Origin of the sequence: Variovorax sp. dw_954 (assembly GCF_018449755.1) — a bacterium.
Classification (GTDB): domain Bacteria; phylum Pseudomonadota; class Gammaproteobacteria; order Burkholderiales; family Burkholderiaceae_C; genus Variovorax.
Map to the genome: position 1 here is coordinate 48,887 of NZ_JAAVVD010000031.1, position 23,343 is coordinate 72,229.

Here is a 23,343-nt window from a genome sequence, read left to right on the forward strand (position 1 = left end):
ATTTGCAAGATGTCACTCGCTTCCCTCGCCCGGTCCCATCCCCGCGTCGTGGACTGGAGCATCCGCCTCGACCGCGCACCCGCCGCGGGCTGGCTCGCGCTGCAGGCAGCCGCGCTGGCGCCGACCTGGTTCTGGATGGCCGCCCGCCTGCGCGACGGTTCCGACGATCCGCTGGGACTGCTGGCCCTTGGCGCACTGGCGGTGCTGGCGTGGCACACACGGCGCGACCTGCGCGCCTCGCCACGCCTCGGCTGGCTGGCGCTGGCGATGCTCGGTACGATCGCGGCCACGCTGCTGCGGCCATGGCTGCCGCCGCTGGTCTCGGGCCTGCTGGCGGTGCTGGCGCTGGCCTGCGGGCTCTCGGCCTTCCTGCCGCGCCGCGTGGGCCTGCTGCCCGTGGCGGGCCTGGCCGTGCTCGCGTTGCCGCTGTTGTCCTCCCTGCAGTTCTATGCAGGCTATCCATTGCGCGTGATCACGGCCGAAGCCAGTCGCTGGCTGCTCGCGCCGGCCTTCAGCGTGATGCGCGAAGGCAGCACCTTGCTCGTCGACGGCCGCATGGTCATCGTCGATGCGCCCTGCTCCGGCGTGCAGATGGTGTGGCTCGGCTACTTCAGCGCCTGCACGGTCGCCTTGTGGGCGGGTCGCAGCGACCGCGACTTTCTCGCGCGCCTGCCCGTGGTGAGCCTGTTCGTGATGGCGGGCAACATCGTGCGCAATGCAGTGCTCGTGGCCTGCGAGGGCGCCGGCCGGCCGCTCGCGCCGTGGGCGCACGAGACGCTGGGCTTGATCGTGCTCTCGATCGTCTGCGGCGGCATCGCATGGGCCGTGTCGTCGCGCCGCATGCGCGCCGCCGCGCAACCCTTCCCCTTTCACGGAGGCCGCCATGTCGATGCAGTCGCTTGATCGCTTGCTGTTCGCCAACCATTTCATGCAGCGCATTGCGCACAAGGCGGCCTTCGCGGCGGCCATGGTGTTGTGCATCGCCTGGTGCGCCGCCACGGCGGTGCACGCACCGGCGGCCCCCGCTGTCGCGCAGCCGGCCACATCCACGGCGTGGCCCGACACCTGGGACGGCGCACGCCTGCGTCCCCTGGCGCTCAGCGAGGTGGAGCAGCGCTTTGCCGAACACTTCCCGGGCGCCATCGCCCGTATGACCGACGGCGCGCAAACCCTTGTGCTGCGCGAAGTGCGTACACCCACGCGCATGCTGCATCCGGCAGCCGACTGCTATCGCGCGCTCGGCTATCGCATCGACGAGGCGCGGCTGGAGCGCGACCCGCGCGAACGGTTGTGGCGCTGCTTCCTCGCGGACAGGCCCGGCACGCCCAGGTTGCGCGTGTGCGAACGCATCGTCGACGCGGCAGGCGCCACCTTCACCGACACGTCGGCCTGGTACTGGGCGGCGGCCAGCGGCAAGTCCACGGGGCCTTGGCAGGCCATCACGACGGCACGGGTGGTCGAATGAAACATGCACTTCTTGCCCCCTCTCCCTCTGGGGAGAGGGTTGGGGTGAGGGCTCCGTGCCATTGATCATTCAGGGCGATGGACAGGCCCGATGCCCTCGCCCTGCCCCCTTGCTGCAAAGGCCCAACTGGCGACGCCCAGGGCGGGGCCGATTTTCGGCATATAATCATCGGCTCGGAAACGCGGGAATAGCTCAGTTGGTAGAGCGCAACCTTGCCAAGGTTGAGGTCGAGAGTTCGAGACTCTTTTCCCGCTCCAGTTTTCTTTATCGCAGTCCACCGGACTGCGATTTCATTTGTGCATTGCACTTCGCACCGCCTGAACTCGCTCGGGCCGCTGCCGGAACCCCTGGCTCGCGTGCGACAAGATCCCAAAGCCTGACGACAACGCCTGTCGATGATCGCGCGATGCGCTTTCACAGGGGCCCGCCCCGCCTGCATGCCAGTGCAGTGTTTCTCGCTTGGCAGCACTTGATAAGGCCCATGGATTTGTCGTTCCGGCCAGGCGCAAGCCACCGTGATACCCAAAGGTATCGCGAGGACTTGCAACAACACCAAGGCGGCAAGGACGCGGTTCATCGACCCTCCGGATCGGCTGGACGGCTATGGTGCCGTCGCGCCGCTGTGGCAAGCTCGCATGCCGCAACTCAACGAGTTCGACGAGACTGCACCCCGTGAAGAAGATCCTGCGCTACCTGCTCTACGTGGTCCTGGCCCTGGGCGTGACGGCGGCCGTGGCCGTCGTGCTGATCGTCAAGATCGCGCTGGCGCCAGCGGCCGGGGAGTGGGCGACGCGGGTGCAGGCCGGGCCGATCGGGTTCGACGTCGGCGTGCCGACGGTGATCCGCGTGGCCACCGCGCCATGGTTCGCGCCCTGGCTGGACGGCCGCTCCCTCGGTACCCGCTACGGCCCGGTCCGCTTTGCCTGGAACGACCCGAAGCAGACCCTCGAACTGGTCTGCGCCCCCTGCAGCGCCACCGTGCCCGAACTCGGCGCCAAGCCCATCAGCGTCGACCGCCTGCGCATCACCGTGCACCGCGACGTCGTCGTGCTGACCGGCACGCTGGAGGCCATGACGCCCGGCTCCACCGCCTCGACGCTGCGCGGCCATTGGGACGGCCGGCTCTCGCAGACCAAGCTGCAACTCAACGTCGACATGGACGAAGGGCCGATCGACAAGTGGTATGCCGTGTTCGCGCCGGCCGTGCCCGACCTGCAGCGCGCACGCATCGGCGGCGCGATGTCCTTGCGCGCGCAACTCGCGCTTCCGGCCGACAGCTTCACGGTGCAGCCGAAGATCTCGCAGTTCACCGTCGAGGGGCTGGGCACCGATGTGTTGCTGAGCAACCGCAGCAGTTGCGGCCCGTCGGCCAGGCTGTCGCCGGAGAGTTGGCTTGCGCGCGCGGTCATCGCAGCGGAAGACCAGCGCTTCTTCGAGCATCCGGGCTACGACCTGACCGAACTGGGTGCCGCAGCCGCCGCCAACCAGAAGGCCGGCCAGATCGCGCGCGGCGGAAGCACCATCAACCAGCAACTCGCCAAGATGCTGGTCACCGGCAGCGAACGCACCGGCGAGCGCAAGCTGCGCGAGATGCTCTATGCGGTGGAGATGGAACAGACACTCGGCAAGGCCCGCATCCTGCAGATCTACCTCGACAACGCGCCCTGGGGCGACGGCATCTGCGGCGCCGAGGCGGCAGCGCGGCGCTACTTCAAGCGCGGCGCGGCGCGGCTGGACCCCTCGCAGGCCGTGTGGCTGGCCGCGATGCTGCACAAGCCCGATGCCGAACTCGCCGACTGGAAGCGCACGGGCAACATCAACACCGCGCGCGCCAAATGGGTGGCCGAGAACATGCACACCGTGAGCAAGGGCCAGCGCGATGCCACGGCGCGCACAGTCAGCAACGCTCGCTTTGCGCCGCCGCCCTGACGAAGGGGCGAATTTTTATACTGCGGACGCCAATCTCGGGTCCGCGGTGCTCATCAACCGCAAAGATGACATTGGAAGACACCGAGGCGATCGAACGCGCCACGCTGGCGGCGGTCGCGCCGCGCACCGTGGAGGAACTCGATGGATGGCTGCTGCCCTTCGACAGCGGAACGGTCGGCCGCGCGAAGTCCGCCGTGCCGCTGCGCCATGCAGCGCCGACGGACGCCGCCGCACTGGCGCAACGGATCGGGCAACGCTATGCCGCGCAGGGCTTGCGGGCCGCGTTCCGCATCGCCGACCGGGCTTGCTTCGACGCCCTTCGCGAAGCCCTGCAGGAGCGCGGCTGCCAGCGCGGCAAGCCCACCGTCACCCAGACGGGCGACCTGCGCGCAGTGTTCGGGCTCGCGCCCGACGCACCGGGCGATGTCGACACGGCGCCCGACGCCGGCTGGGCCTCGGTCTTCCTCGGCGAGGGCTTCGACCCGGTCGATGGCGAAAGCTCGTCCAGGCCTTGAGCCGCGCCACCGGCACGCTGTTCGGCAGCGTTCGGGAAGACGGCCGCACCGTCGCCGCCGGGGCGATGGCACTGGGCCATGGCTGGGCCAGCCTGCACGGCATGCGCACCGAGCAATCGGCGTGGGGGCGCGGCCTCGCCGGACGGGTGATGGCGGGGCTGGCGCGAGCCGCCCTGGCGCGCGGCTACCAGCGGGTGTTCCTGCAGGTCGAGGCCGGCAATGCGCCGGCGCTGGCCCTGTACCGGCGCGCGGGGTTCGCGCCGCAATGGACCTATGAATACTGGACCCAAGACGCTGTCGACACGGACGCCAGCGCCCCAGCTGGCGCGCCACTGACCGGTCGCTGAGCCTTTCGGGACGCCCGATCGTGGTGCATCCGTCGCAACGCGTGGTAGCGCGCGCATTGGCACATGTCTTGCGATTGTTATCGCAATGCAAACCGTCGCCACCCCCCCTCCTGCGGCTGTTGAGATCGTCGCGCTGACCAAGCGTTATGCGGCCGGCACGCCTGCTGCCGTCGACCAGATCGACTTGCGCATCGAAAGCGGCAGCTATTGCTGCCTGCTCGGCCCCTCCGGCTGCGGCAAGAGCACCACGCTGCGCATGATCGCCGGGCATGAATCGGTCTCCACCGGGGACGTGCTTCTGGACAACCGCAACATCACCAACCTGCCCGCCGCGGCGCGCGGCACGGCCATGATGTTCCAGAGCTTCGCGCTGTTCCCGCACCTCTCCGCGCTCGACAACGTGGCCTTCAGCCTGAAGATGAAGGGCGTCGGGAAGAACGAGCGCCACAAGCGCGCCGGCAACCTGCTCGAACGCGTCGCCATGGGTCACCTGGCCGACCGCAAGCCGGCCGAGCTCTCCGGCGGCCAGCAGCAACGCGTCGCGCTGGCCCGTGCGCTCATCACCGAACCGCGCGTGCTGCTGCTGGACGAACCGCTGTCGGCGCTCGACCCCTTCCTGCGCATCCAGATGCGCGCCGAGCTGCGCCGCTGGCAGAAGGAGCTGGGGCTCACCTTCATCCATGTCACGCACTCGCAGGAAGAAGCGATGGCGCTGGCCGACACCATGGTCGTGATGAACCACGGCCTGATCGAACAGGTCGGCTCGCCGCACGCCGTCTACAACCACCCGTCGAGCGAGTTCGTCGCACGCTTCATGGGCGGGCACAACGTCATCGATACGCCCGCAGGCCCCATCGCGGTGCGCAACGATCACATGCGCATTCGTGGTGCAGACGAGTCCGGCCTTGGTGCGGTGATCACCGATGTGGAATACCAGGGCACCTACGTGCTGCTCGGGCTGGAAGTCACGCAGGCCACCGACGGGCGCAAGGGCGTGTCGGTGCTGCTCAACGAGTCGACCTTCCTGGGGCATCCGTACAGCGCAGGCGACCACGTCACGCTGTCGTGGGACGCCGCGGATGCCCGGGTGCTCGGGCCGGGTGTCAAGCGGCCTTCCGCACGCAGCACTCCCGGCCGCACGCCGCGGGATGAACTGGCTGCGGAAGCGGCCTGAAGCGCATGGCTTCCACGCGCCTCGACGTCGTGCGCCCGCCGTCTCCCGTGGCAACCGCCTGTCGCCCCTGCAGCGGTCCGACGCCGGGCTGACCCCGACTCCTTGCGCTTTTCACGTAGTTTTCCCTGTTCACCACCAACTCTGGAGGCCTTCCCATGTCCGACCCGATCGATTCTTCCAACCAAGGCATCCAACGCCGCGCGCTCGTCAAGGGCGGCGCGGGCCTCGCCGGCATCCTGGCCACGGGCATGGCCCCCTTCGTCCACGCGCAGGAAAAGATCGTGCTGCGCTACCTCGGCACCGCGGTGAACCAGGACAAGGCCATCGGCGAGAAGTTCAAGGCCGACACCGGCATCGAGATCCAGTACGTGGCCGTGACCACCGACGACGTGACCAAGCGCGCCGTCACCGCGCCCAACAGCTTCGACCTGATCGACACCGAGTTCTTCTCGCTCAAGAAGATCGTGCCCACCGGCAACCTCAAGGGCATCGACACGAAGAAGATCAAGAACGCCGACAAGATCACGTCGCTGTTCACCAAGGGCGAAGTCGCCGGCAAGAAGGTCGGCGACCAGGGCACGGCACCGAAGAAGGTGATCTACCTCGAAGGCGAGAAGTCGAAGAAGTTCTCGGCCACGCCGACGCAGTTCATGTCGCTGATCCCGACCACCTACAACGCCGACACGCTGGGCATCCGCCCCGACCTGATCAAGCGCCCGATCGACTCGTGGGCCGAGCTGCTGAACCCCGAGTTCAAGGGCAAGGCCGCGATCCTGAACATCCCATCGATCGGCATCATGGACGCGGCCATGGTGGTGGAAGCCAAGGGCATCCACAAGTACGCCGACAAGGGCAACATGACCAAGCAGGAGATCGACCTCACGATCAAGACGCTGATCGAAGCCAAGAAGGCCGGCCAGTTCCGCGCGCTGTGGAAGGACTTCAACGAGTCGGTCAACCTGATGGCCTCGGGCGAGGTGGTGATCCAGTCGATGTGGTCGCCCGCCGTGACCGCCGTGCGCACCAAGGGCATCGCCTGCAACTTCCAGCCGCTGAAGGAAGGCTATCGCGCCTGGGCCGCCGGTTTCGGCCTGCCGGCCACCTTGAGCGGCAAGAAGCTCGACGGCGCCTATGAATTCATCAACTGGTTCCTCGACGGATGGGCCGGCGCCTACCTCAACCGCCAGGGCTACTACAGCGCTGTGCTGGACACCGCCAAGACCAAGATGGAGGCCTACGAGTGGGCCTACTGGATGGAAGGCAAGCCCGCCACGCAGGACATCAAGAGCCCGCAAGGCGACGTGCTGGCCAAGACCGGCTCGGTGCGCGACGGCGGCAGCTACGAGCAGCGCATGGGCGGCATCGCCTGCTGGAACGCGGTGATGGACGAGAACGAGTACATGGTCCGCAAGTGGAATGAGTTCGTCGCCGCCTGATTGACTCCCTCTCCCCTGCGGGGAGAGGGTTGGGGTGAGGGCGGCGGCGGTGGTTGAACCAGTACCTCCTCGACCGCCCAAGCCCTCACCTTGCCCTCTCCCGGAGGGAGAGGGGAAAGACCTCGCAACACCATGAGCGCACCAGCATCTTCCGGCCATACCGCCTCCATGACCACCCACACCATCAAGGCGTGGTGGCAGGCGGCGCCGTTCGCGCTGGTGTTCCTCCTCTTCTTCCTGATTCCACTGGCCTTGATCGCGATGGTCAGCCTGTGGAACTTCAACGAGTACGAGCTGATCCCGGCCGTCACGTTGCGCAACTACCTGAGCATCTTCGAAGGCTGCTCGCACCTCACCGACAACGGCGACTACTGCGTCACGCTCAGCACCTACATCAGCACGCTCAAGTTCTGCCTGCTGGTCTGGGGGATCACCTTGCTGCTCGGCTTTAGCGTCGCCTACTTCCTCGCGTTCCACATCCGGTCACCGGGCATGCAGACGATCCTGTTCGTGCTGTGCACGGTGCCGTTCTGGACCTCCAACGTGATCCGCATGATCTCGTGGGTTCCGCTCCTGGGCCGCAACGGCCTGGTCAACGACTTCCTGATGGGCCTGGGCCTGGTGGCCCAGCCGGTCGAGTGGCTGCTGTTCTCCGATTTCTCGGTGGTGCTGGCCTTCGTGCACCTCTACACGATGTTCATGATCGTGCCGATCTTCAATTCGATGATGCGCATCGACCGTTCGCTGCTCGAAGCGGCCAGCGACTCCGGCGCATCGGGCTGGCAGACCCTCTGGAACGTGATCGTGCCGCTGTCGCGCACCGGCATCCTGATCGGCTCGATCTTCGTCATCACGATCGTCATGGGCGACTTCGTGACCATCGGCGTGATGGGCGGCCAGCAGATCGCCTCTATCGGCAAGATCATCCAGGTGCAGACCTCGTATCTGCAGTTCCCGCTGGCGGCGGCGAATGCGGTGATCCTGCTGGCAGTGGTGCTGATGATCATCTGGGGGCTGACGCGGCTCGTCGACATCCGCAAGGAGCTTTGACATGGAGCACACCGCATGAGACTCCCCATCGGAGAACACCGGGCCCCCGGCTTCTGGCCGCTGGCCTTCGTCTTCAGCCTGTTCGTGCTGTTCCTCTACGGCCCGATGATCACCATCTTCGTGCTGAGCTTCCAGGGGCCCGAGGGTGGACTGACCTTTCCGCTGCGCGGCGTCTCGCTGCACTGGTTCCAGAAGCTGGCCGAAGGACTGGGCACCGTCGACATCGGCGCGGCCTTCCGGCGCTCGCTGATGCTCGGCGCCGTCGTCATGCTCTTCACCGTCGTGCTGTCGGTGCTCGCGGGCCTCGCGTTCCGCAAGAAGCTCAAGGGCGGCAACGCGGTGTTCTTCATCACGGTGGCCAGCCTGATCATGCCGTCGATCATCGTGTCGCTCGGCATCGGCCTGCAGTTCCGGCTGCTCGACACCGGCATCAAGGACCTGCTCACCGCCATGGATGCCACCAGCACGCTAGAGAACTACGGCACCGCGCTCGGCCTGCTCACGTCGGCGCTCGGCGCGCATCTCACCTGGACGCTGCCCTTTGGCCTCCTGATCATGTTCGCCGTGTTCAACCGCTTCAACCCGGCTTACGAAGAGGCCGCACGCGACCTCGGCGCGACGCCATGGCAATCGTTCCAGCACGTGGTGCTTCCGCTGATCGGGCCGTCGATCGTCGGCATCGGCATGTTCGGCTTCACGCTGAGCTGGGACGAGATCGCGCGCACCTCGCAGGCCATCGGCGACGTCAACACGCTGCCGCTCGAACTGCAGGGGCTGACCTCGACCGTCACCACCCCATCGATCTACGCGCTCGGCACCGTGACCACCATCGTGTCCTTCGCGGTCATGGGCATTGCGCTCGGCGCAGCCGCGCTGCTGCGGCGCCGCTCGGCCCGGAAGAAGTGAGCCTGGGAGCGACCGCTACACTGAGTGCGCCATGCCCTCGCTGCTCGTCATCAATCCCAACACCTCCGAATCCGTCAGCCTGCTGCTGCAGCAATACGTGCAGCAGGAGGTTGGCGATGCCCTCGACGTCCACACGATCACGGCGCGATTCGGCGCCCCGTACATCTCGTCCGAAGCCAGCTATGCAGTGGCCAACCACACCGTGCTCGACGCCTGGGCGGCCGCGCTCGCGCAGGGTCGCAAGCCCGATGCGGTGCTGATCGGCTGCTTCGGCGACCCCGGCCTCTTCGCCCTGCGCGAGGGCGCCGGCGTGCCGGTGGGCGCGCTGGCCGAAGCGGCGTTCGCAGCGGCGGCCTGGCATGGCCGCTTTGCCATCGTGACGGGTGGCGAACGTTGGCGGCCGATGCTGCAGCGCCTGGCCGCCTCGCTCGGCCACGCGCAGACGCTGGCCGGCATCCACACCGTCGCGCCCACCGGCGCCGAGCTCGCCGCCGACCCGGCCGGCGCACGCAAGTTGCTCGCGCAAGCCTGCCGCGAAGCCGCCGAACGCTTCGACGCACAGGCCATCATCCTCGGCGGCGCAGGCCTCGCCGGCATCGCCAACTGCATCGCCGAACAGGTGCCGGTGCCGCTCATCGACAGCGTGCAGGCCGGCGCGCAGTGGGCGCTCGACGCGGTGCGCGACGAGCAGAAGACAGCAGGGCCCGGCGGCTTCGGCGTAGCGTGGCAGAACGTCTCGCCGGAGATGGCCGCGCTGAGGTAGCGAAGCGCGCGCGGCGGCTCGAGCCAACACCCGCGTTGCTGGCGCGGTTCTGCGCTTGGTGCCACCATCCATCGGATGACCAGCGCAAACCCCACCTCCCACGTCACCCACCTCACCGAACTGCAGCCCGTCGCCACGCCGCGCGGCATCGACCACATCGTCGCGGGCGTCTCCACCAGCGACGGCGATGGCGTCAAGCTCACGCGCGTCCTGCAGCAGACCTTGCAGCAGCGGCTCGACCCCTACCTGATGCTCGACGCCTTCGGCAGCGACGACCCCGGCGACTACATCGGCGGCTTCCCGAACCACCCGCATCGCGGCTTCGAGACCGTCACCTACATGATCGCCGGCCGCATGCGACACCGCGACAGCGCCGGCCACGAAGGCCTGCTCTCGAACGGCGGCGTGCAATGGATGACGGCCGGCCGCGGCCTCGTGCACAGCGAGTTGCCCGAGCAGGAAGACGGCGTCATGGAAGGCTTCCAGCTCTGGCTCAACCTCCCGGCGAAGGACAAGATGTGCGACCCTTGGTACCGCGACATCCAGAGCGCCGAGATCCCCGAGTACCTGACCCCCGCCGGCGTCCATGTGCGCGTGATCGCCGGCACGAGCCACGGCGTGCAGGGCGCGATGCAGCGCCAGCACACCGAGCCGCTCTACCTCGACATCACGCTGCCGCCCGGCGCCGAGTTCTGGCAGCCCCTGCCGGACGACCGCAACGCGCTGGTCTATGCGTTTCGCGAGTCAGTGTGGATCGGCAGCAGCGAGGTGCCGACCCGCCGCATGGCGATCCTGGCCAACGATAGCGGCAGCGACGGCCTGCGCCTGCGCGCCGCCGCCACCAACCACAGCCCGGCGCGCGCCCTGCTCATCGCCGGCAAGCCGCTGCATGAGCCGATCGCGCAGTACGGGCCTTTCGTGATGAACACGCGCGAGCAGTTGATGGAAGCGGTCCACGATTTCCAGAATGGGAGCCTGGGTTGAGCACCGCGGCGCCATGGCGAGCGAAGCCTTAGCGAGTTTCAGAGGGTGAGAAGATTTCGTAGCGAGGGCGTCGAGGTCGGGATGAGGAGCGGAGCCGCACTCACGTGCGGCGACAACGCAGTTGCGGCGAGGCTGACAATTGCGCGAAGCGCTTGTCATGCCGGAGCCAACACCGCAGGCCCGAGATCGGTGGCCGCAGTAGAAAGATTCTCATCCTCTGGGCAGAATGGTTTTCATGAGCACGCCCTACACCCCCGAGTCCACCGACCGCGCCGCGGTTGACCACCTGCCAGGCGCCACCGTCGTCGAGTTCGGCACCAACTGGTGCGGCTTCTGCCAACGCGCAGAACCGCTGATCGACGAGGCCTTCGAAGCCCATGCCGACGTGCGGCGCATCCGCGTGGAGGACGGCAGCGGCAGGGCCCTGGGCCGCAGCTTCCGCGTCCGGCTGTGGCCCACGCTGGTGTTCATGCGCGACGGCAAGGAACTCGCACGCGTGGTGCGCCCGACCAGCGCCGATGAAATCAGCCGGGCGCTCGCCCAGATCGTCGCGCCGGCTTGAACAGGATCTGCAGACCCGCGCACGCCCGATGTCGATTTCGCGTGCCCTCGTTCGACGTGTAGACAGGGCCGCCGCGCAGGGCCAGCCATCGACCGGCCGGCAGCCCTTTCACAACCCCAATCCTTCAGGAGTACCCGAGAAATGAAATTCATGGTCATCGTCAAGGCCGACGCCAACACCGAAGCCGGCGTCATGCCCTCCGAGCAACTGCTCACGGAGATGGGCAAGTTCAACGAATCGCTGGTCAAGGCCGGCGTGCTGCTCGCGGGCGAAGGCCTGCACCCCAGCTCCAAGGGCGCACGCATCCGCTACAACGGCGCGCAGCGCACCGTGATCGACGGACCCTTCGCGGAGACCAAGGAACTGGTCGCCGGCTTCTGGCTGATCCAGGTCAAGTCGAAGGCGGAGGCCATCGAATGGCTCAAGCGCGCGCCCTTCGGCGACGGCGCCGAGATCGAGATCCGCCAGGTGTTCTCGCCTGAGGATTTCGGCCCGGCCCTCACGCCGGAACTCAGGGCCAACGAAGAACGGCTGCGGGCAGAAGCCGCCGCACAACAACAGCAGCAGCAGCATTGAGCGCCAGGCGGAACACACCATGCGATTCATGATCATCCGCAAGGCCGACGCCGAAACCGAATCCGAGACCAGCCCCGCAGGCCCCCAGCATGCGCAGCTGCTCCAGGACATGATGGCCTACAACCAGGCCATGCTCGATGCCGGCATCATGCGCGGCGGCCAGGGCCTCAAGCCCAGCTCGACCGGCGCGCGCGTGCAGTTCAAGGGCGGCCAACCCACCGTTACCGACGGTCCCTTCGCCGAGGCCAAGGAACTGATCGCCGGCTTCACGCTGATCGAGGTGAAGTCGAAGGAGGAAGCGCTCGAATGGGTGCGCCGCTGGCCCGCGAGCGACGGGCATGGCAACGTCTCGCTGGAACTGCGGCAGCTGTATGAACTCGAGGACTTCGAAGGCGTGGCCGGGCCGCAGTTGAAGGACCTCGAGCAGCAGATGCACGCTTCGGCCGACGTGCCGCGCTGAAGCTCAAGAAGAACCAGGGAGACCGCATGCTGAAGAAGGTCCTGCTCACCATCGTCCTGCTGCTCGCGACCGCCGTCGCGATCGTGCTCGGGCTGGCCACCGGCAAGCCCGACACCTTCCGGGTCGAGCGCAGCGTGACGATCCAGGCGCCACCGGAGAAGATCGCGCCGCTCATCGAGAACTTCCAGAACTGGAGCACCTGGTCCCCCTATGAAAAGCTCGACCCGTCGATGAAGCGCGTGTTCAGCGGCGCACCCAGCGGCAAGGGCGCCGTCTACGCCTGGGACGGCACCGGGAATGCCGGCGCTGGCCGCATGGAGATCGTCGAGTCGATGCCTCAGCGGATTGGCATCCGGCTCGATTTCAGCAAGCCCTTCACGGCCCACAACATGGCCGCGTTCACCTTGCAACCGCAGGGCGCAGGGGCAACGCAAGTCACCTGGTCGATGGAAGGCCCGGCGCCCCTGGTGTCGAAGATCATGCAGGTGTTCTTCAGCATGGACACGATGATCGGCACGGACTTCGAAGCCGGCCTCGCCAACCTCAAGGCCGCGGCGGAGAAGGTGTGAATATTTCTACTGCGGCCACCGATCTCGGCGCCCTCGCTACGAAATCTTCACACCTTCTCGAATGACGTGAGCGCCACCCACAGTGCCATCAACGCAGTGTGGCGCATCGAGTCGGCGCGGATCATTGCGACCCTCGCGCGCATCGTGCGCGACGTCGGCCTGGCCGAGGAACTGGCGCAGGACGCGTTGGTCACGGCACTGGAGAAATGGCCGCGCGAGGGCGTGCCCGACAACCCCGGCGCCTGGCTCGTGGCCGCTGCCAAGTACCGCGCGCTCGACGAACTGCGCCGTCGCAAATTGATCGAGCGCAAGCACGATGAATACGGTCGCGAGCTGGAAGTGCACGAGGCGCACCTGCACGTCGATTCGCACGAGGCACTCGACGACGAGGTGGGCGACGACCTGCTGCGCCTGATCTTCATCGCCTGCCATCCGGTGCTCTCGCCGGCTGCCCGTGCTGCGCTCACGCTGCGCCTGCTCGGCGGCCTCACGACCGACGAGATCGCCCGCGCCTTCCTCGTGCCCGAGGCCACGATGGCGCAACGCATCGTCCGCGCCAAGCGCACGCTGTCCGAGGCCCGGGTGCCTTTCGAAATGCCGCACGCGAGCGAGTTGCCGAAGCGCCTGGCATCGGTCCTCGAAGTGATCTACCTCGTCTTCAACGAAGGCTATGCCGCGACGGCAGGCGACACCTGGATGCGCCCCGCGCTTTGCGAGGAAGCGCTGCGGCTCGGCCGCATCCTGGCGGAGCTGGTGCCCGCCGAACCGGAGGTGCACGGCCTGGTCGCTCTCATGGAAATCCAGGCCTCGCGAACGCCGGCGCGCGTGGACGCGCAAGGCACGCCGATCCTCCTGCTTGAACAGGACCGGTCACGCTGGGACTGGTTGCTGGTGCAGCGCGGCCTCGCCGCCCTCGCGCGGGCGGAAGTGCTGAGCGGGGCGCTCGGCGAGGCGCTCGGGCCCTATGCGATGCAGGCCGCCATCGCCGCCTGCCATGCACGCGCCCGCACGCCCGATGCCACCGACTGGCTCCGCATCGCCGCGCTTTACGACGCGCTCGCGCAACTCACGCCCTCGCCCGTCATCGAACTCAATCGCGCGGTCGCGCTGTCGTTCGCCTTCGGTCCGGCAGCAGGCCTGGAGGTGGTCGACATGCTCGTCGCCCAAGGCGCCTTGCGCGGCTACCACCTGCTGTCCAGCGTGCGGGGCGACCTGCTCGCGAAACTCGGCCGCGCGGACGAAGCACGCGCCGAATTCGAAGCCGCCGCGGCGCTCACGCGCAACGCCCGCGAGCGCGCCTTGCTGCTCGACCGCGCGGCCAGTTGTGCTTCGCCATAGCCTTCGGGCCTTTACGTTCACCGAACTTTACGCACGCTCACCGCCGGCTCACGCTTGCGACACAGAGCGATCCCACACTCCCTCTCACCTGCTGCCGAGTGGCATCAGTCTTCTTCGAAAGGAAGCTTTCTCATGATCTCGCTCACCCAACGTCTCGTCTCCGCCGGCTTGCTGGCAACCGCGGCCTTCGCCGCTTCGGCCCAGGCGCCCGCAGCACCCGCCACCGCGCCAGGCGCGCCCGCCGCCGAGCAGCGGATGGACCGCCAGCAACGCGATGGCAAGTTCTTCGAACGCATGCAGGCACGCCACGCGCAGCGCCAGGCCGCCTTGAAGGCCAAGCTCAACCTGAGCGCCGCGCAGGAAGGCGCATGGTCGACCTACACCGCGGCCACCGCGCCACCGGCGCGCCCGCCGCAACGGCCTGACCGCGCCGAGTTCGAAAAGCTCACGACGCCGCAGCGCATCGACCGCATGCAGGCGCGCCAGGCCGAACGCCAGGCCATGTTCGCCAAGCGCGCAGACGCGACGAAGAGTTTCTACGCCGCTCTCTCGCCGGAGCAGCAGAAGACCTTCGACACCGAGTCCCTGGCCATGATGCGCCACGGCCCGCGCGACGGCCAGGACCACCACGGCCATCGTCCGCCGCCGCCCGCGAAGGGTTGAAGCCGAGGCCGCGTCGGCGGCCTCTCAAAAGACACGAAGCCCGCGGCGCGCATGCATCGCGGGCTTCTTCACGTGCTTCTTCACTCAGGGCGCCATTCGCTCACTTCGGCGTGCCTGTCTCGTGCGCCGGATTGGTCGGCACGTCCGGCCGCTCACCCTTCTCGCCGCCGCGGAAGGTGGGGCGTGTCTTGTAGGTCTGCTGGCGCACCTCGGCACGCGTGGTGTCGCTGATCGGCGTGGGCATCACGTTGGGTTGATGGTTGATCGTGGTGCTCGCCTCGCCGCCGGGCGTCAACGAATTGGCCGGGGTGCGATTGTGGATGCGCGCTTCGGTGCGCACAGCGTCACGCGATACCGGCGCATCGACGCTCGCGCCCGGTTGCACCGGCTCAGGCTTCTGCGCCATTGCACTGCCGGCGACGGCCAGCATGCCCGCCAGCAGGGTGGATGAAATGAGTTGCTTCATGGTGTCTTCCTTTGGATGGGTTGGAAATCTCCGGCTCCTTGCAGAACCGTGAAATCACCGTAGGCCGCCGGTCCGGCGCCGGAATGTGGTCATCGGACAGACACCCCTGTAGGAACAGGCCGCCGTGAGTCGAAGGAGCGGCCTGAACGTCGCGCACTCCTACAGGCACGGCCATGCCCGCGCCGTACAACGACTAATCCATGACTCATCAACCACCCGCCACGCCCGTCATGCAATACACCCCTGCATCGCTCAAGGTGATGACGGTGAACACGCACAAGGGCTTCACCGCGCTCAACCGCAAGTTCATCCTTCCTGAACTGCGCGATGCGGTGCGCACCGTCGGCGCGGACGTGGTGTTCCTGCAGGAAGTGCAGGGCACGCACGAGCGCCATGCGCGCAATCATGAGAACTGGCCCGACACGCCGCACTACGAGTTCCTCGCCGAGACCATGTGGCCGCAGTTCGCCTACGGGCGCAACGCGGTGTATCCGAAGGGACATCACGGCAACGCGGTGCTGTCGAAATTCCCGATCGTGGATTTCCGGAACCATGACGTGTCCATCGCCGGCCCCGAGAAGCGCGGCCTGCTGCATTGCGCGCTGCGCCTGCCCGGCCGGGCCAGCGACGTGCATGTGATCTGCGCGCACCTGGGCCTGGCCGAAGGGCACCGCCAGCAGCAGCTCGAGCTGCTCTGCCACATCGTGCGCGACGAGGTGCCGGCCGATGCCGCGCTGATCGTGGCCGGCGACTTCAACGACTGGCGCGGCCGCGCGCACGACGTGCTGGCCGAAGGTGCGTCATTGCGCGAGGTCTTCGTGCAGGCCAACGGAAGCGCCGCGCGCACCTTCCCGTCGCGCTTTCCGCTGCTGCCGCTGGACCGCATCTACGTGCGCAACGCCGGCGCGCATGCACCCGTGGTGCTGCCGCGCAAGCCCTGGTCGCACCTGTCGGACCATGCGCCGCTGGTGGCCGACATCGAACTTTGAAACGACACGGAGAACCGCCCCATGAGCAGCCGCTGGACCACCGGCAACAACATCGAACTGCTGGAGAACGGCGAAAGCTTCTATCCGCGCGTGTTCGAGGCCATTGCCAACGCCGAGCGCGAAGTGATCATCGAGACCTTCATCCTGTTCGAGGACAAGGTCGGCGAGGGCCTGCGCGACGCCATGCTCGCGGCGGCGCAACGCGGCGTGAAGGTGGACCTCATGGTTGACGGCTTCGGTTCGCCGCATTTCTCGCATGAATTCGTCGAGGGCCTGACCCGCGCCGGCGTCAAGGTGCGCGCCTTCGACCCGGGCAGCCCGGTGCTCGGCAAGCGCGTGAACCTGCTGCGCCGCATGCACCGCAAGATCGTGGTCATCGACGGCGTGCTGGCCTTCGTGGGCGGCATCAACTTCTCGGCCGACCATCTCGCGGACTTCGGCCCCAAGGCCAAGCAGGACTACGCGGTGGCCTTGCGCGGGCCGATCGTCAACGACATTCATCGCTTCGTGCTGCATGCCATCGCGGCCGGCGGCAAGGGCCACCGCTGGTACCGCCGCCGCGTGGAAGCGGCCGCGCCGGACGTGCAGGCAGCGCAGGCTGCAGGCGATGCCGACGTGCTCTTCGTCACGCGCGACAACCGCCACCACACCAACGACATCGAGCGCCACTACCGCGCCGCGATCCGCTCGGCGCGCCACCGCATCACCATTGCCAATGCGTACTTCTTCCCGGGCTACACCCTGATCCGCGAGATGCGGCGCGCGGCCCGGCGTGGCGTCGACGTGCGGCTGATCCTGCAAGGCGAGCCGGACATGCCGATCGTCAAGACGGCCGCACGCATGCTGTACCACCACCTTCTGCATGCGGGCGTGCGCATCTTCGAATACTGCGACCGCCCGCTGCACGGCAAGGTCGCGTTGGTCGACGACAACTGGAGCACCGTGGGTTCCAGCAACCTCGACCCGCTCTCCCTCTCGCTCAACCTCGAAGCCAACGTGGTCGTGCGCGACAAGGCCTTCAACGCGGTGCTCGCCGGGCGGCTCGAGCACCTGATGCGCCACAGCTGCAAGCAGATCGAGAGCCAGCATCTCGACGACTGGAGCGGCTGGCGCCTGGTGCGCAGCTTCTTCATCTTCCACCTGATGCGCTGGTATCCCGCATGGGCCGGCTGGCTGCCGCCGCACGCACCACGGCTCGAGCGCGTGCGCGCCGGCCGGCACACGCCGGCCGGTGCAACCCGGACGGACGTGGCATGAGCATCCAGTCCGTCACCGCGCACCGTTGGTGGCCGTGGGCCAGGCGCATCGGCGTGGCCGGCTTCCTGGCCTTCGTGGTCTTCATGCTCGTGCACGAAGCCCGTGCGATCGACTGGCGTGAAGTCTTCGCGACGATGCGCGACTACCCGCTGCGGGTCGTGGCGCTGGCTGCCCTCCTGGCCTGGACCAGCCACCTGATCTACAGCACCTTCGACCTGGTCGGGCGGCACTACACGGCGCACCCCTTGCGCCCTGGCTCGGTCATGGCGATCACTTTCGTGAGCTACGCCTTCAACCTCAACCTCGGCACGGTGGTCGGCGCGCTCGCGATGCGCGTGCGGCTCTATACGCGGCTCGGGCTGGAGGCGCCGGTCATCGCGCGCGTCGTCGGCCTGAGCATGCTGACCAACTGGCTCGGCTACTGCCTGCTGGCAGGCCTGGCCTTCCTGTTCTGGCCGGTGCCGATGCCCTCCGACTGGCACATGGGCACGGTGGCGCTGCGCGTGCTCGGCGGCGTACTGGTGCTGGCGTCACTGGCCTACATGGTGCTCTGCGCGGTCTCGAAGCGTCGCGAGTTCCACGTGCTCGGCCATGAAATCGACTTGCCGGTGCTGCGCCTGGCCTGCGTGCAACTCGCCATCTCGTGCGCCAACTGGTCGGTCATGGGCGCGACGATGTATGTGCTGCTGCTGGGCCAGGTCGCCTATCCCGTGGCGCTGGGGGTGCTGCTCATCGGCGCGATATCCGGCCTCATGTCGCGCGTGCCGGCCGGGCTCGGCGTGCTCGAGGCCGTGTTCATTGCCTTGCTCTCGCCGCCGCTGTCCAGTACCACGCTGATCGCGGCGGTGCTGACCTACCGCGCTGTCTACTACTGGGCGCCGCTCGCCGCCGCGACCGTGGTGTACCTGGCCATGGAGGCCCATGCGAAGAAGCTCGCCGCGCGCGCTTCCGCCGACGGTTCAACGTCAGGGCGGCAGCTCCAACCCTCCTGCTGACCTCGCCCACCCAACCGCGTCGACTGTCTACCCATCGCGGGCTCGCCGCGCTGCAAAGCCTTCAAAAACGGTACGCGTAGCGCAGCTTGACCAGGTTTTCCCCTGGGTTCGGCTCCCTGATGCCGCCATTGGACACATGCTGAAGGCGCAGCGAGACCTCATGGACGCCGCTCGCCCCAAAATTGCGCCCGAGCGCCAGCACCTCGGTGAACTGGAATTGCGTGCTGAACCTGCGGCTGTCGGTCTCGTAGTAGCCGTCGAACAAGGTCAAGCCGATGCCGAGGTCCATGAACCAGGGCGAAGCGCCTGCGTCGAATCGATAGCGTGCATTGGCGATCGCACCGATCTGGGTGTAGGTCTGCGCGCCCGAAAACTGCCGCTGGGCTCGCCAATTACTCACGAAGAAATCGCCATGGGTGGTGACCTCTCCGCCCCACATCTCACGGCGCGGCCCGAAGTTGTAGGTGACACCAACCGTGGCCACGTCGGACTTGGACCTGCCCTCCAGCGTGGTCCCGCCTTCCACGTAGACGCCCCAAGACGTCTGCATTTCGGCTCCCTGTCGGTACTGGGCCATTGCCGGCCCTGCCAACACCACCATCACACCAACACCCACACAAGCAGCCACCGTCTTTCGCACGCGCATCGGTTGAATCCCCCGCGGCAAATCGCGCCGCAACAAAAGATCTTGTTTTAACAATTGTGTACATAGAAACGGAAAATTACGCGGGACTTCGTAGGAAAGCTGACAAGCACCTTCTGATTTTTGCTGCAGTGCAGCAAAAAAAGCTTAATGCCCCTATAGTCGGGGCATGCGCATGCCAAACACCTCCCCCCGATTCTTCAATCCGCTGATGATCTGGACCGACGTCGCCCTCAAGACCGGCGAAATGCTGGTCTCTTCGGGTTCGGTCATCCAGATGCGCACCAGCCGCATGGCGGAACACGGCTTGCGGCCATCGCCTTCGGACATGCGCGAGATCCATCTGATGAGCGAGGAAAAGCTCGCAGCGGTCACCGAATCCGGCGCCGCCATCGCGAACCAGTTGCACACGATCAACTACGCCCTGGTCAATCGCGCGGTCCAGCAGTGGTTCCAAAGCCACCTGGCCCTGTGGTCGCTGGCCACCAGCTTCACCCCCGCACAGGCGATCACCCGCGGCCAGGTCTTCCTCGACGCCAGCACGCGCGTCGCGAACACCTGGAGCCAGCTTTCCAGCGCCAGCGCCCGCATAGCCCAGCGAGCGCTCAAACCCATCCACGCCAAGGCCACTTCCAACGCGCGCCGGCTGGCATTGCCCCAACCCGCGGCCGCCTGACACGGCTCAGCGCGCGCGCACCAGGCGCAGCAGCGCGATTTCCGAAGGCGCACCAAAGCGCTTCGGCGGCCCCCAGTAGCCGGTGCCCCGGCTCACATAGACCCACATGTCGCGCAGCCGGTGCAGCCCGGCCGTGAACGGTTGCTGCAGCGGCACGAACAAGTTCCACGGAAAGAACTGGCCGCCGTGCGTGTGGCCGGAAAGCTGGAGCTGGAAGCCTGCGGCAGCTGCCGCCGCCGCGCTGCGTGGCTGGTGTGCCAGCAACACGCGCGTCGTGCTCGCCAGGGGCGCACCGGCCAATGAACCTTCCGGGTCGCTCGCCTGGGACGCGTCGAAATGGCCGGCGGTGAAATCGGTCACCCCCGCCAGCACCAGCGCCTCGTTGTCGCCAGTGGAGCGGCCCGGGGAATCCTGCCGCAGCACCACATGCTCGTTGAGCAGCACCTGCAGCCCGATCCGGCGCAATTCCGCGATCCAGGCCGGAGCGCCCGCGTAGTACTCGTGGTTGCCCGTCACCACGTAGGTGCCGTGTCGCGCTCGCAATCCACCCAGCGGCGCGATGTGGTCGCGCAGCTCGGGCACGCTGCCGTCCACCAGGTCCCCGGTGATCGCCACCACGTCGGCGTCGAGCGCATTCACCGCTTCCACCATGCGCAGGATGTAGCCCCGCTTGATGGTCGGCCCGACGTGAATGTCGCTCAGTTGGGCGATCGTGAAGCCTTCCAACGCGCTCGGCAGCCCGGCGATGGGCACGTCCACCCGCCTCACACCCGCTGTGCGCCGTGCATTCACGAATCCGAGGAGGGAGGTGCCGGTGGCAATCAACGGCACCGCTGCGGCGCTCCAGGAGGTCACCAGCGGCCAATCGACGGCCCAGAGCCCGACCCAGTTGCCCAGCCATGCGCCGAGCAGGCCGACATCGCGCACAAGCGTCAGCACGAACATCGACGAAAACCAGCCCATGCTGAGCAACCCGACCCACTTCCAGGTGTCCGAAACCGGCTTCGCGGACGAGCGCCGCCCGATGAACGGCAACGGCATCGTCACGGCGGAAATGGCGAGCAGCAGCAACAGTGCCGGCCACAAGGGCGTCAAGGCCGCCAGCGAAGGCAGCAGCCGCACCCCGATCAGGAGGTGCAGCAGCAAGGTCAGCAATGTGAGAGGGCGAAGCGGCATCTGGGCCTTGGGCGACGGGCATTCCCCGGGGCCCACCAGATGCAAGGCGCGTGCCCTGCATTCAAGGCACGTCTTCGATAGAAATCGAGATGCGGGCGCGGAAGTTCTTCACGCCTTCAGGAACTGAGTGCGCTGGTGGGCCAGACGAATGTCGCCCTGCTCGCTTCACCGACGCGCACCGTCAGTTCCTGCTTCAGCACCTGGCCATTGAGGGTCGCCTCCACCTCGTAGCGGCCCGGATCCAGCCGCGCCAGCAGGAACGGCCCCTCGGATTGGGCGCTCAGCAGCGGCTTGCCGGTGGCGGCATCCAGCACCCGCACCTTCACATTGGCCGTGAAATCCGCACCGTTCGCGTTCGACGCGTCCTTGACCGCGAATTCCAGCGTGGCCGCCCAGCGCGGAGACACCGTTTCCATGAACTGCGCCTCGTCCTTGCCGATGCCGCCACTCATGTACTCGATGCCATTGGCCATGTGGATCGGCGGATTGGCCGCCTGCGCCGTCAGCGCGCCGAGCAGGCCAGCGCCACAGAAAAACGCGACCGCCACGGGCCGCATCGTCGATTGCCAGGTTGTCATGAACCAACTCCTTTCAAAGTGCGTGTGACTTCCACAAGCACACTTTGCGCCGGCGACCTTAGGAGAACCTGATCGATGCCTCGCCGGCCCCTAAAGCCAGCCCGCCTTGCGAAACCGGTAGTAGAGGTAGCCGCTGGTGCACGCGATCAGCACCAGCGCCATCACGTAGCCGTAGCGCCACTTCAGTTCCGGCATGGCCTCGAAGTTCATTCCCCAGATGCCGGCGAAGGCGGTGCACACCGCGAAGATCGCCGCCCACGCCGCCAGGCGCTTGGTCACTTCGCCGTCCTCGATCGTCACCATCGACAGGTTGACCTGGATGGCCGTGCTGATCGTGTCGCGCATCGACTCGATCGATCCGTTGATCCGGCCCAAGTGGTCCACCACGTCGCGGAAGTATTCCTGCGAACCCATGCAGACCTGCGGCACCCGCCCGCCGTGCAGCTTGTTGGCGGCTTCGAGGAGCGGCGACACCGCATGCTTGAGCACCATCACGCGCTGCTTCAGTGCATACAGGTTCTGGATGCTGGTGCGCGCATTGCGCTCGACGAAGATCTGCCGCTCGACCTGCTCGAGTTCAACCTCCAGCGCATCGATCACCGGAAAGTAGCGGTCGACCACCGCATCCATCAGCGCATACAGCACGAATCCCGCGCCATTGCGCAGAAGTTCGGGCTCACGTTCGCAACGCGCCCGCACGCCCAGGAACCCGGCCTTGCTGCGGCTTCGCACCGAAACCACGTAGTTGCTGCCTACGAAGACGTCGACTTCGCCGATGTGGAGCCCGTGTTCCTCACCACCCTCGACACGCTCCACCATCTGCATCACCACGAACAGCGAATCGCCGTACTCCTCGATCTTCGGCCGTTCGTGACCCTTGTGGGCGTCTTCCACGGCCAACGGGTGGAGCCCGAATTCCACCTGGAGTTCATCCAGTTCCTCCGGCGAAGGGTCGTTCAGCGCAACCCACACGAAGCATCCGGGCCGCAGCACGTAGTCGCTGATCTCGGCCACCGGGATGTCGGCCAGCTTGGCCCCGTCTTGATACGCAACACAGTTGATCAGCATCGTGGATTGGCTCCGGGTGGCGGTGTGGTGGCTTTGCCAGGATTGTCCGGCCGGCCCGAGGGGCGCGGTTGTCCTTGCTACTTCTTCTTATTCTTCTTATTTAAATTAGTAGTAGTAGTAAGGGCAGCGGTCTTCTGTGGACAGTGCCATCTTTTCCTTTGCCTGCAAGGACTTGCGTCATCTCAACGGCTGTGCGCAGCCCCGCTTTCCAGCTGTCGCGCCAAAGCGAACAACATCGCGCCCGGATCGCGCGCTGTGGACAACCCCACAGTTGTGCCGGAACAGTCCCCAGACTTGTGCTTTGACAGCCTCCAACGGACTCGCTAAAGGAAGATATTCACGTCGAGGCGGCGTGCACAAGGATTAAGCAGATTGTTGATTCTCTTTTGAAATCAATGAGTTACGTCATCGTTACAGGTGAGTCCGACAGTTGTCCACAAAGTTGTCCAAGTTTTGTGGGGAAAGGTTGCGACGTGCACATGAGGATGAGGGGGCGGGGTTGAACATTTCTTTTCGCTTGCAGTTGCGATGAGGAGGCGCGCCTTGATGACGCGGGTGGCAGGCTTTCGAGGCACGGTGCTGCGCAACAGGCCAAGCCGGGTGGTCCAGAGGCGCCATGGGGCGGCGTCGACAGTCACGGCGGGGATAGACCCTGATTGGCCAAACACTGCCCTGGAGGCGCTGAGCATCGCCCGCATGACGTACCAGCCGCATTCCGAGATGGCATGAGAAGGGCATCCCCGGGATCGAGATGCCGG

The 23,343-nt window shown here is 66.7% G+C and carries 26 protein-coding genes and 1 tRNA gene; 22 read left to right on the forward strand and 5 right to left on the reverse strand.

Going from position 1 to position 23,343, the window contains the following annotated elements; genetic code table 11:
* Positions 1–9 precede the first annotated feature (9 nt).
* The 18 genes from xrtQ to HB681_RS32760 all read left to right on the forward strand — a co-directional run bounded on the left by xrtQ (position 10) and on the right by HB681_RS32760 (position 14,737).
* The gene (gene xrtQ / locus HB681_RS32680; RefSeq protein ID WP_213959049.1) at positions 10–903 is read left to right on the forward strand and encodes an exosortase Q; all 894 of its coding nucleotides are present in this window, start codon (positions 10–12) and stop codon (positions 901–903) included.
* Positions 884–1,465 carry a hypothetical protein gene (locus tag HB681_RS32685; protein WP_213959050.1) on the forward strand — a complete coding sequence of 194 codons (582 nt, stop codon included), beginning with the start codon at positions 884–886 and terminating at the stop codon, positions 1,463–1,465. Before xrtQ ends, HB681_RS32685 begins: the two co-directional genes overlap by 20 nt.
* Before the next feature lie 181 nt (positions 1,466–1,646).
* Positions 1,647–1,722, forward strand: a tRNA-Gly gene (locus HB681_RS32690).
* Positions 1,723–2,137: 415 nt separating this feature from the next.
* Positions 2,138–3,394, forward strand: a complete 1,257-nt coding sequence (locus tag HB681_RS32695; protein WP_213959051.1) for a transglycosylase domain-containing protein — start codon at positions 2,138–2,140, stop codon at positions 3,392–3,394.
* A gap of 65 nt (positions 3,395–3,459) precedes the next feature.
* Positions 3,460–3,909: a hypothetical protein gene (locus tag HB681_RS38505; RefSeq protein WP_256735186.1), complete on the forward strand. Its 450-nt coding sequence runs from the start codon at positions 3,460–3,462 to the stop codon at positions 3,907–3,909.
* Positions 3,906–4,256 (forward strand): GNAT family N-acetyltransferase, encoded by a 351-nt coding sequence (locus HB681_RS38510; protein WP_256735187.1) that lies wholly within the window; start codon positions 3,906–3,908, stop codon positions 4,254–4,256. Before HB681_RS38505 ends, HB681_RS38510 begins: the two co-directional genes overlap by 4 nt.
* Positions 4,257–4,341: 85 nt before the next feature.
* Entirely contained in the window at positions 4,342–5,430 is a 1,089-nt protein-coding gene (locus HB681_RS32705) for an ABC transporter ATP-binding protein (RefSeq protein ID WP_213959052.1), read from the forward strand.
* 155 nt (positions 5,431–5,585) lie between these two features.
* Positions 5,586–6,866 carry a PotD/PotF family extracellular solute-binding protein gene (locus tag HB681_RS32710; RefSeq protein WP_213959053.1) on the forward strand — a complete coding sequence of 427 codons (1,281 nt, stop codon included), beginning with the start codon at positions 5,586–5,588 and terminating at the stop codon, positions 6,864–6,866.
* 132 nt (positions 6,867–6,998) lie between these two features.
* Positions 6,999–7,916, forward strand: coding sequence for an ABC transporter permease (locus tag HB681_RS32715; protein WP_213959054.1), 918 nt, complete (start codon positions 6,999–7,001; stop codon positions 7,914–7,916).
* A 15-nt stretch (positions 7,917–7,931) separates the two neighbouring features.
* Positions 7,932–8,822: an ABC transporter permease gene (locus tag HB681_RS32720; RefSeq protein ID WP_213959055.1), complete on the forward strand. Its 891-nt coding sequence runs from the start codon at positions 7,932–7,934 to the stop codon at positions 8,820–8,822.
* 31 nt (positions 8,823–8,853) lie between these two features.
* The gene (locus tag HB681_RS32725) at positions 8,854–9,585 is read left to right on the forward strand and encodes an aspartate/glutamate racemase family protein (protein ID WP_213959056.1); all 732 of its coding nucleotides are present in this window, start codon (positions 8,854–8,856) and stop codon (positions 9,583–9,585) included.
* Positions 9,586–9,660: 75 nt separating this feature from the next.
* On the forward strand, positions 9,661–10,569 hold the full coding sequence (locus HB681_RS32730; protein ID WP_213959057.1) for a pirin family protein: 909 nt from the start codon (positions 9,661–9,663) through the stop codon (positions 10,567–10,569).
* A gap of 235 nt (positions 10,570–10,804) precedes the next feature.
* Entirely contained in the window at positions 10,805–11,131 is a 327-nt protein-coding gene (locus HB681_RS32735; RefSeq protein ID WP_213959058.1) for a thioredoxin family protein, read from the forward strand.
* A gap of 141 nt (positions 11,132–11,272) precedes the next feature.
* Positions 11,273–11,707: a YciI family protein gene (locus HB681_RS32740; RefSeq protein WP_213959059.1), complete on the forward strand. Its 435-nt coding sequence runs from the start codon at positions 11,273–11,275 to the stop codon at positions 11,705–11,707.
* Positions 11,708–11,726: 19 nt separating this feature from the next.
* Entirely contained in the window at positions 11,727–12,167 is a 441-nt protein-coding gene (locus HB681_RS32745; protein ID WP_213959060.1) for a YciI family protein, read from the forward strand.
* A 26-nt stretch (positions 12,168–12,193) separates the two neighbouring features.
* Positions 12,194–12,736 carry an SRPBCC family protein gene (locus HB681_RS32750; protein ID WP_213959061.1) on the forward strand — a complete coding sequence of 181 codons (543 nt, stop codon included), beginning with the start codon at positions 12,194–12,196 and terminating at the stop codon, positions 12,734–12,736.
* A gap of 66 nt (positions 12,737–12,802) precedes the next feature.
* Positions 12,803–14,074, forward strand: coding sequence for an RNA polymerase sigma factor (locus HB681_RS32755; protein WP_213959062.1), 1,272 nt, complete (start codon positions 12,803–12,805; stop codon positions 14,072–14,074).
* 132 nt (positions 14,075–14,206) lie between these two features.
* A complete protein-coding gene (locus tag HB681_RS32760; RefSeq protein WP_213959063.1) occupies positions 14,207–14,737 on the forward strand; it encodes a Spy/CpxP family protein refolding chaperone in 531 nt (176 codons plus the stop codon).
* 100 nt (positions 14,738–14,837) lie between these two features.
* Here HB681_RS32760 and HB681_RS32765 read toward each other — a convergent pair whose 3' ends face one another.
* The gene (locus HB681_RS32765) at positions 14,838–15,203 is read right to left on the reverse strand and encodes a serine/threonine protein kinase (protein ID WP_213959064.1); all 366 of its coding nucleotides are present in this window, start codon (positions 15,201–15,203) and stop codon (positions 14,838–14,840) included.
* A 200-nt stretch (positions 15,204–15,403) separates the two neighbouring features.
* Between HB681_RS32765 and HB681_RS32770 the strand changes: the two genes are divergently transcribed.
* Genes HB681_RS32770 through HB681_RS32780 form a run of 3 tightly spaced genes read left to right on the forward strand, consistent with a single transcriptional unit; the run spans position 15,404 to position 18,444 of the window.
* On the forward strand, positions 15,404–16,192 hold the full coding sequence (locus HB681_RS32770) for an endonuclease/exonuclease/phosphatase family protein (protein WP_213959065.1): 789 nt from the start codon (positions 15,404–15,406) through the stop codon (positions 16,190–16,192).
* Positions 16,193–16,213: 21 nt separating this feature from the next.
* Complete coding sequence (gene clsB / locus HB681_RS32775) at positions 16,214–17,449, forward strand: cardiolipin synthase ClsB (protein ID WP_213959066.1); 1,236 nt, start codon at positions 16,214–16,216, stop codon at positions 17,447–17,449.
* Positions 17,446–18,444, forward strand: coding sequence for a YbhN family protein (locus tag HB681_RS32780; protein WP_213959067.1), 999 nt, complete (start codon positions 17,446–17,448; stop codon positions 18,442–18,444). Before clsB ends, HB681_RS32780 begins: the two co-directional genes overlap by 4 nt.
* Positions 18,445–18,505: 61 nt before the next feature.
* On the opposite strand, the gene HB681_RS32785 is transcribed toward HB681_RS32780, so the two are convergent.
* A complete protein-coding gene (locus tag HB681_RS32785) occupies positions 18,506–19,144 on the reverse strand; it encodes an acyloxyacyl hydrolase (protein ID WP_213959068.1) in 639 nt (212 codons plus the stop codon).
* Positions 19,145–19,262: 118 nt separating this feature from the next.
* On the opposite strand from HB681_RS32785, the gene HB681_RS32790 reads away from it, so the two are divergent.
* On the forward strand, positions 19,263–19,763 hold the full coding sequence (locus HB681_RS32790) for a polyhydroxyalkanoate granule-associated phasin (RefSeq protein WP_213959069.1): 501 nt from the start codon (positions 19,263–19,265) through the stop codon (positions 19,761–19,763).
* 6 nt (positions 19,764–19,769) lie between these two features.
* Here HB681_RS32790 and HB681_RS32795 read toward each other — a convergent pair whose 3' ends face one another.
* The 3 genes from HB681_RS32795 to corA all read right to left on the reverse strand — a co-directional run bounded on the left by HB681_RS32795 (position 19,770) and on the right by corA (position 22,585).
* On the reverse strand, positions 19,770–20,939 hold the full coding sequence (locus HB681_RS32795; protein ID WP_213959070.1) for a metallophosphoesterase: 1,170 nt from the start codon (positions 20,937–20,939) through the stop codon (positions 19,770–19,772).
* 116 nt (positions 20,940–21,055) lie between these two features.
* Positions 21,056–21,517, reverse strand: coding sequence for a carboxypeptidase-like regulatory domain-containing protein (locus HB681_RS32800; RefSeq protein ID WP_213959071.1), 462 nt, complete (start codon positions 21,515–21,517; stop codon positions 21,056–21,058).
* A 90-nt stretch (positions 21,518–21,607) separates the two neighbouring features.
* Positions 21,608–22,585 carry a magnesium/cobalt transporter CorA gene (corA, locus tag HB681_RS32805; RefSeq protein WP_213959072.1) on the reverse strand — a complete coding sequence of 326 codons (978 nt, stop codon included), beginning with the start codon at positions 22,583–22,585 and terminating at the stop codon, positions 21,608–21,610.
* Between the last annotated feature and the right edge of the window lie 758 nt (positions 22,586–23,343).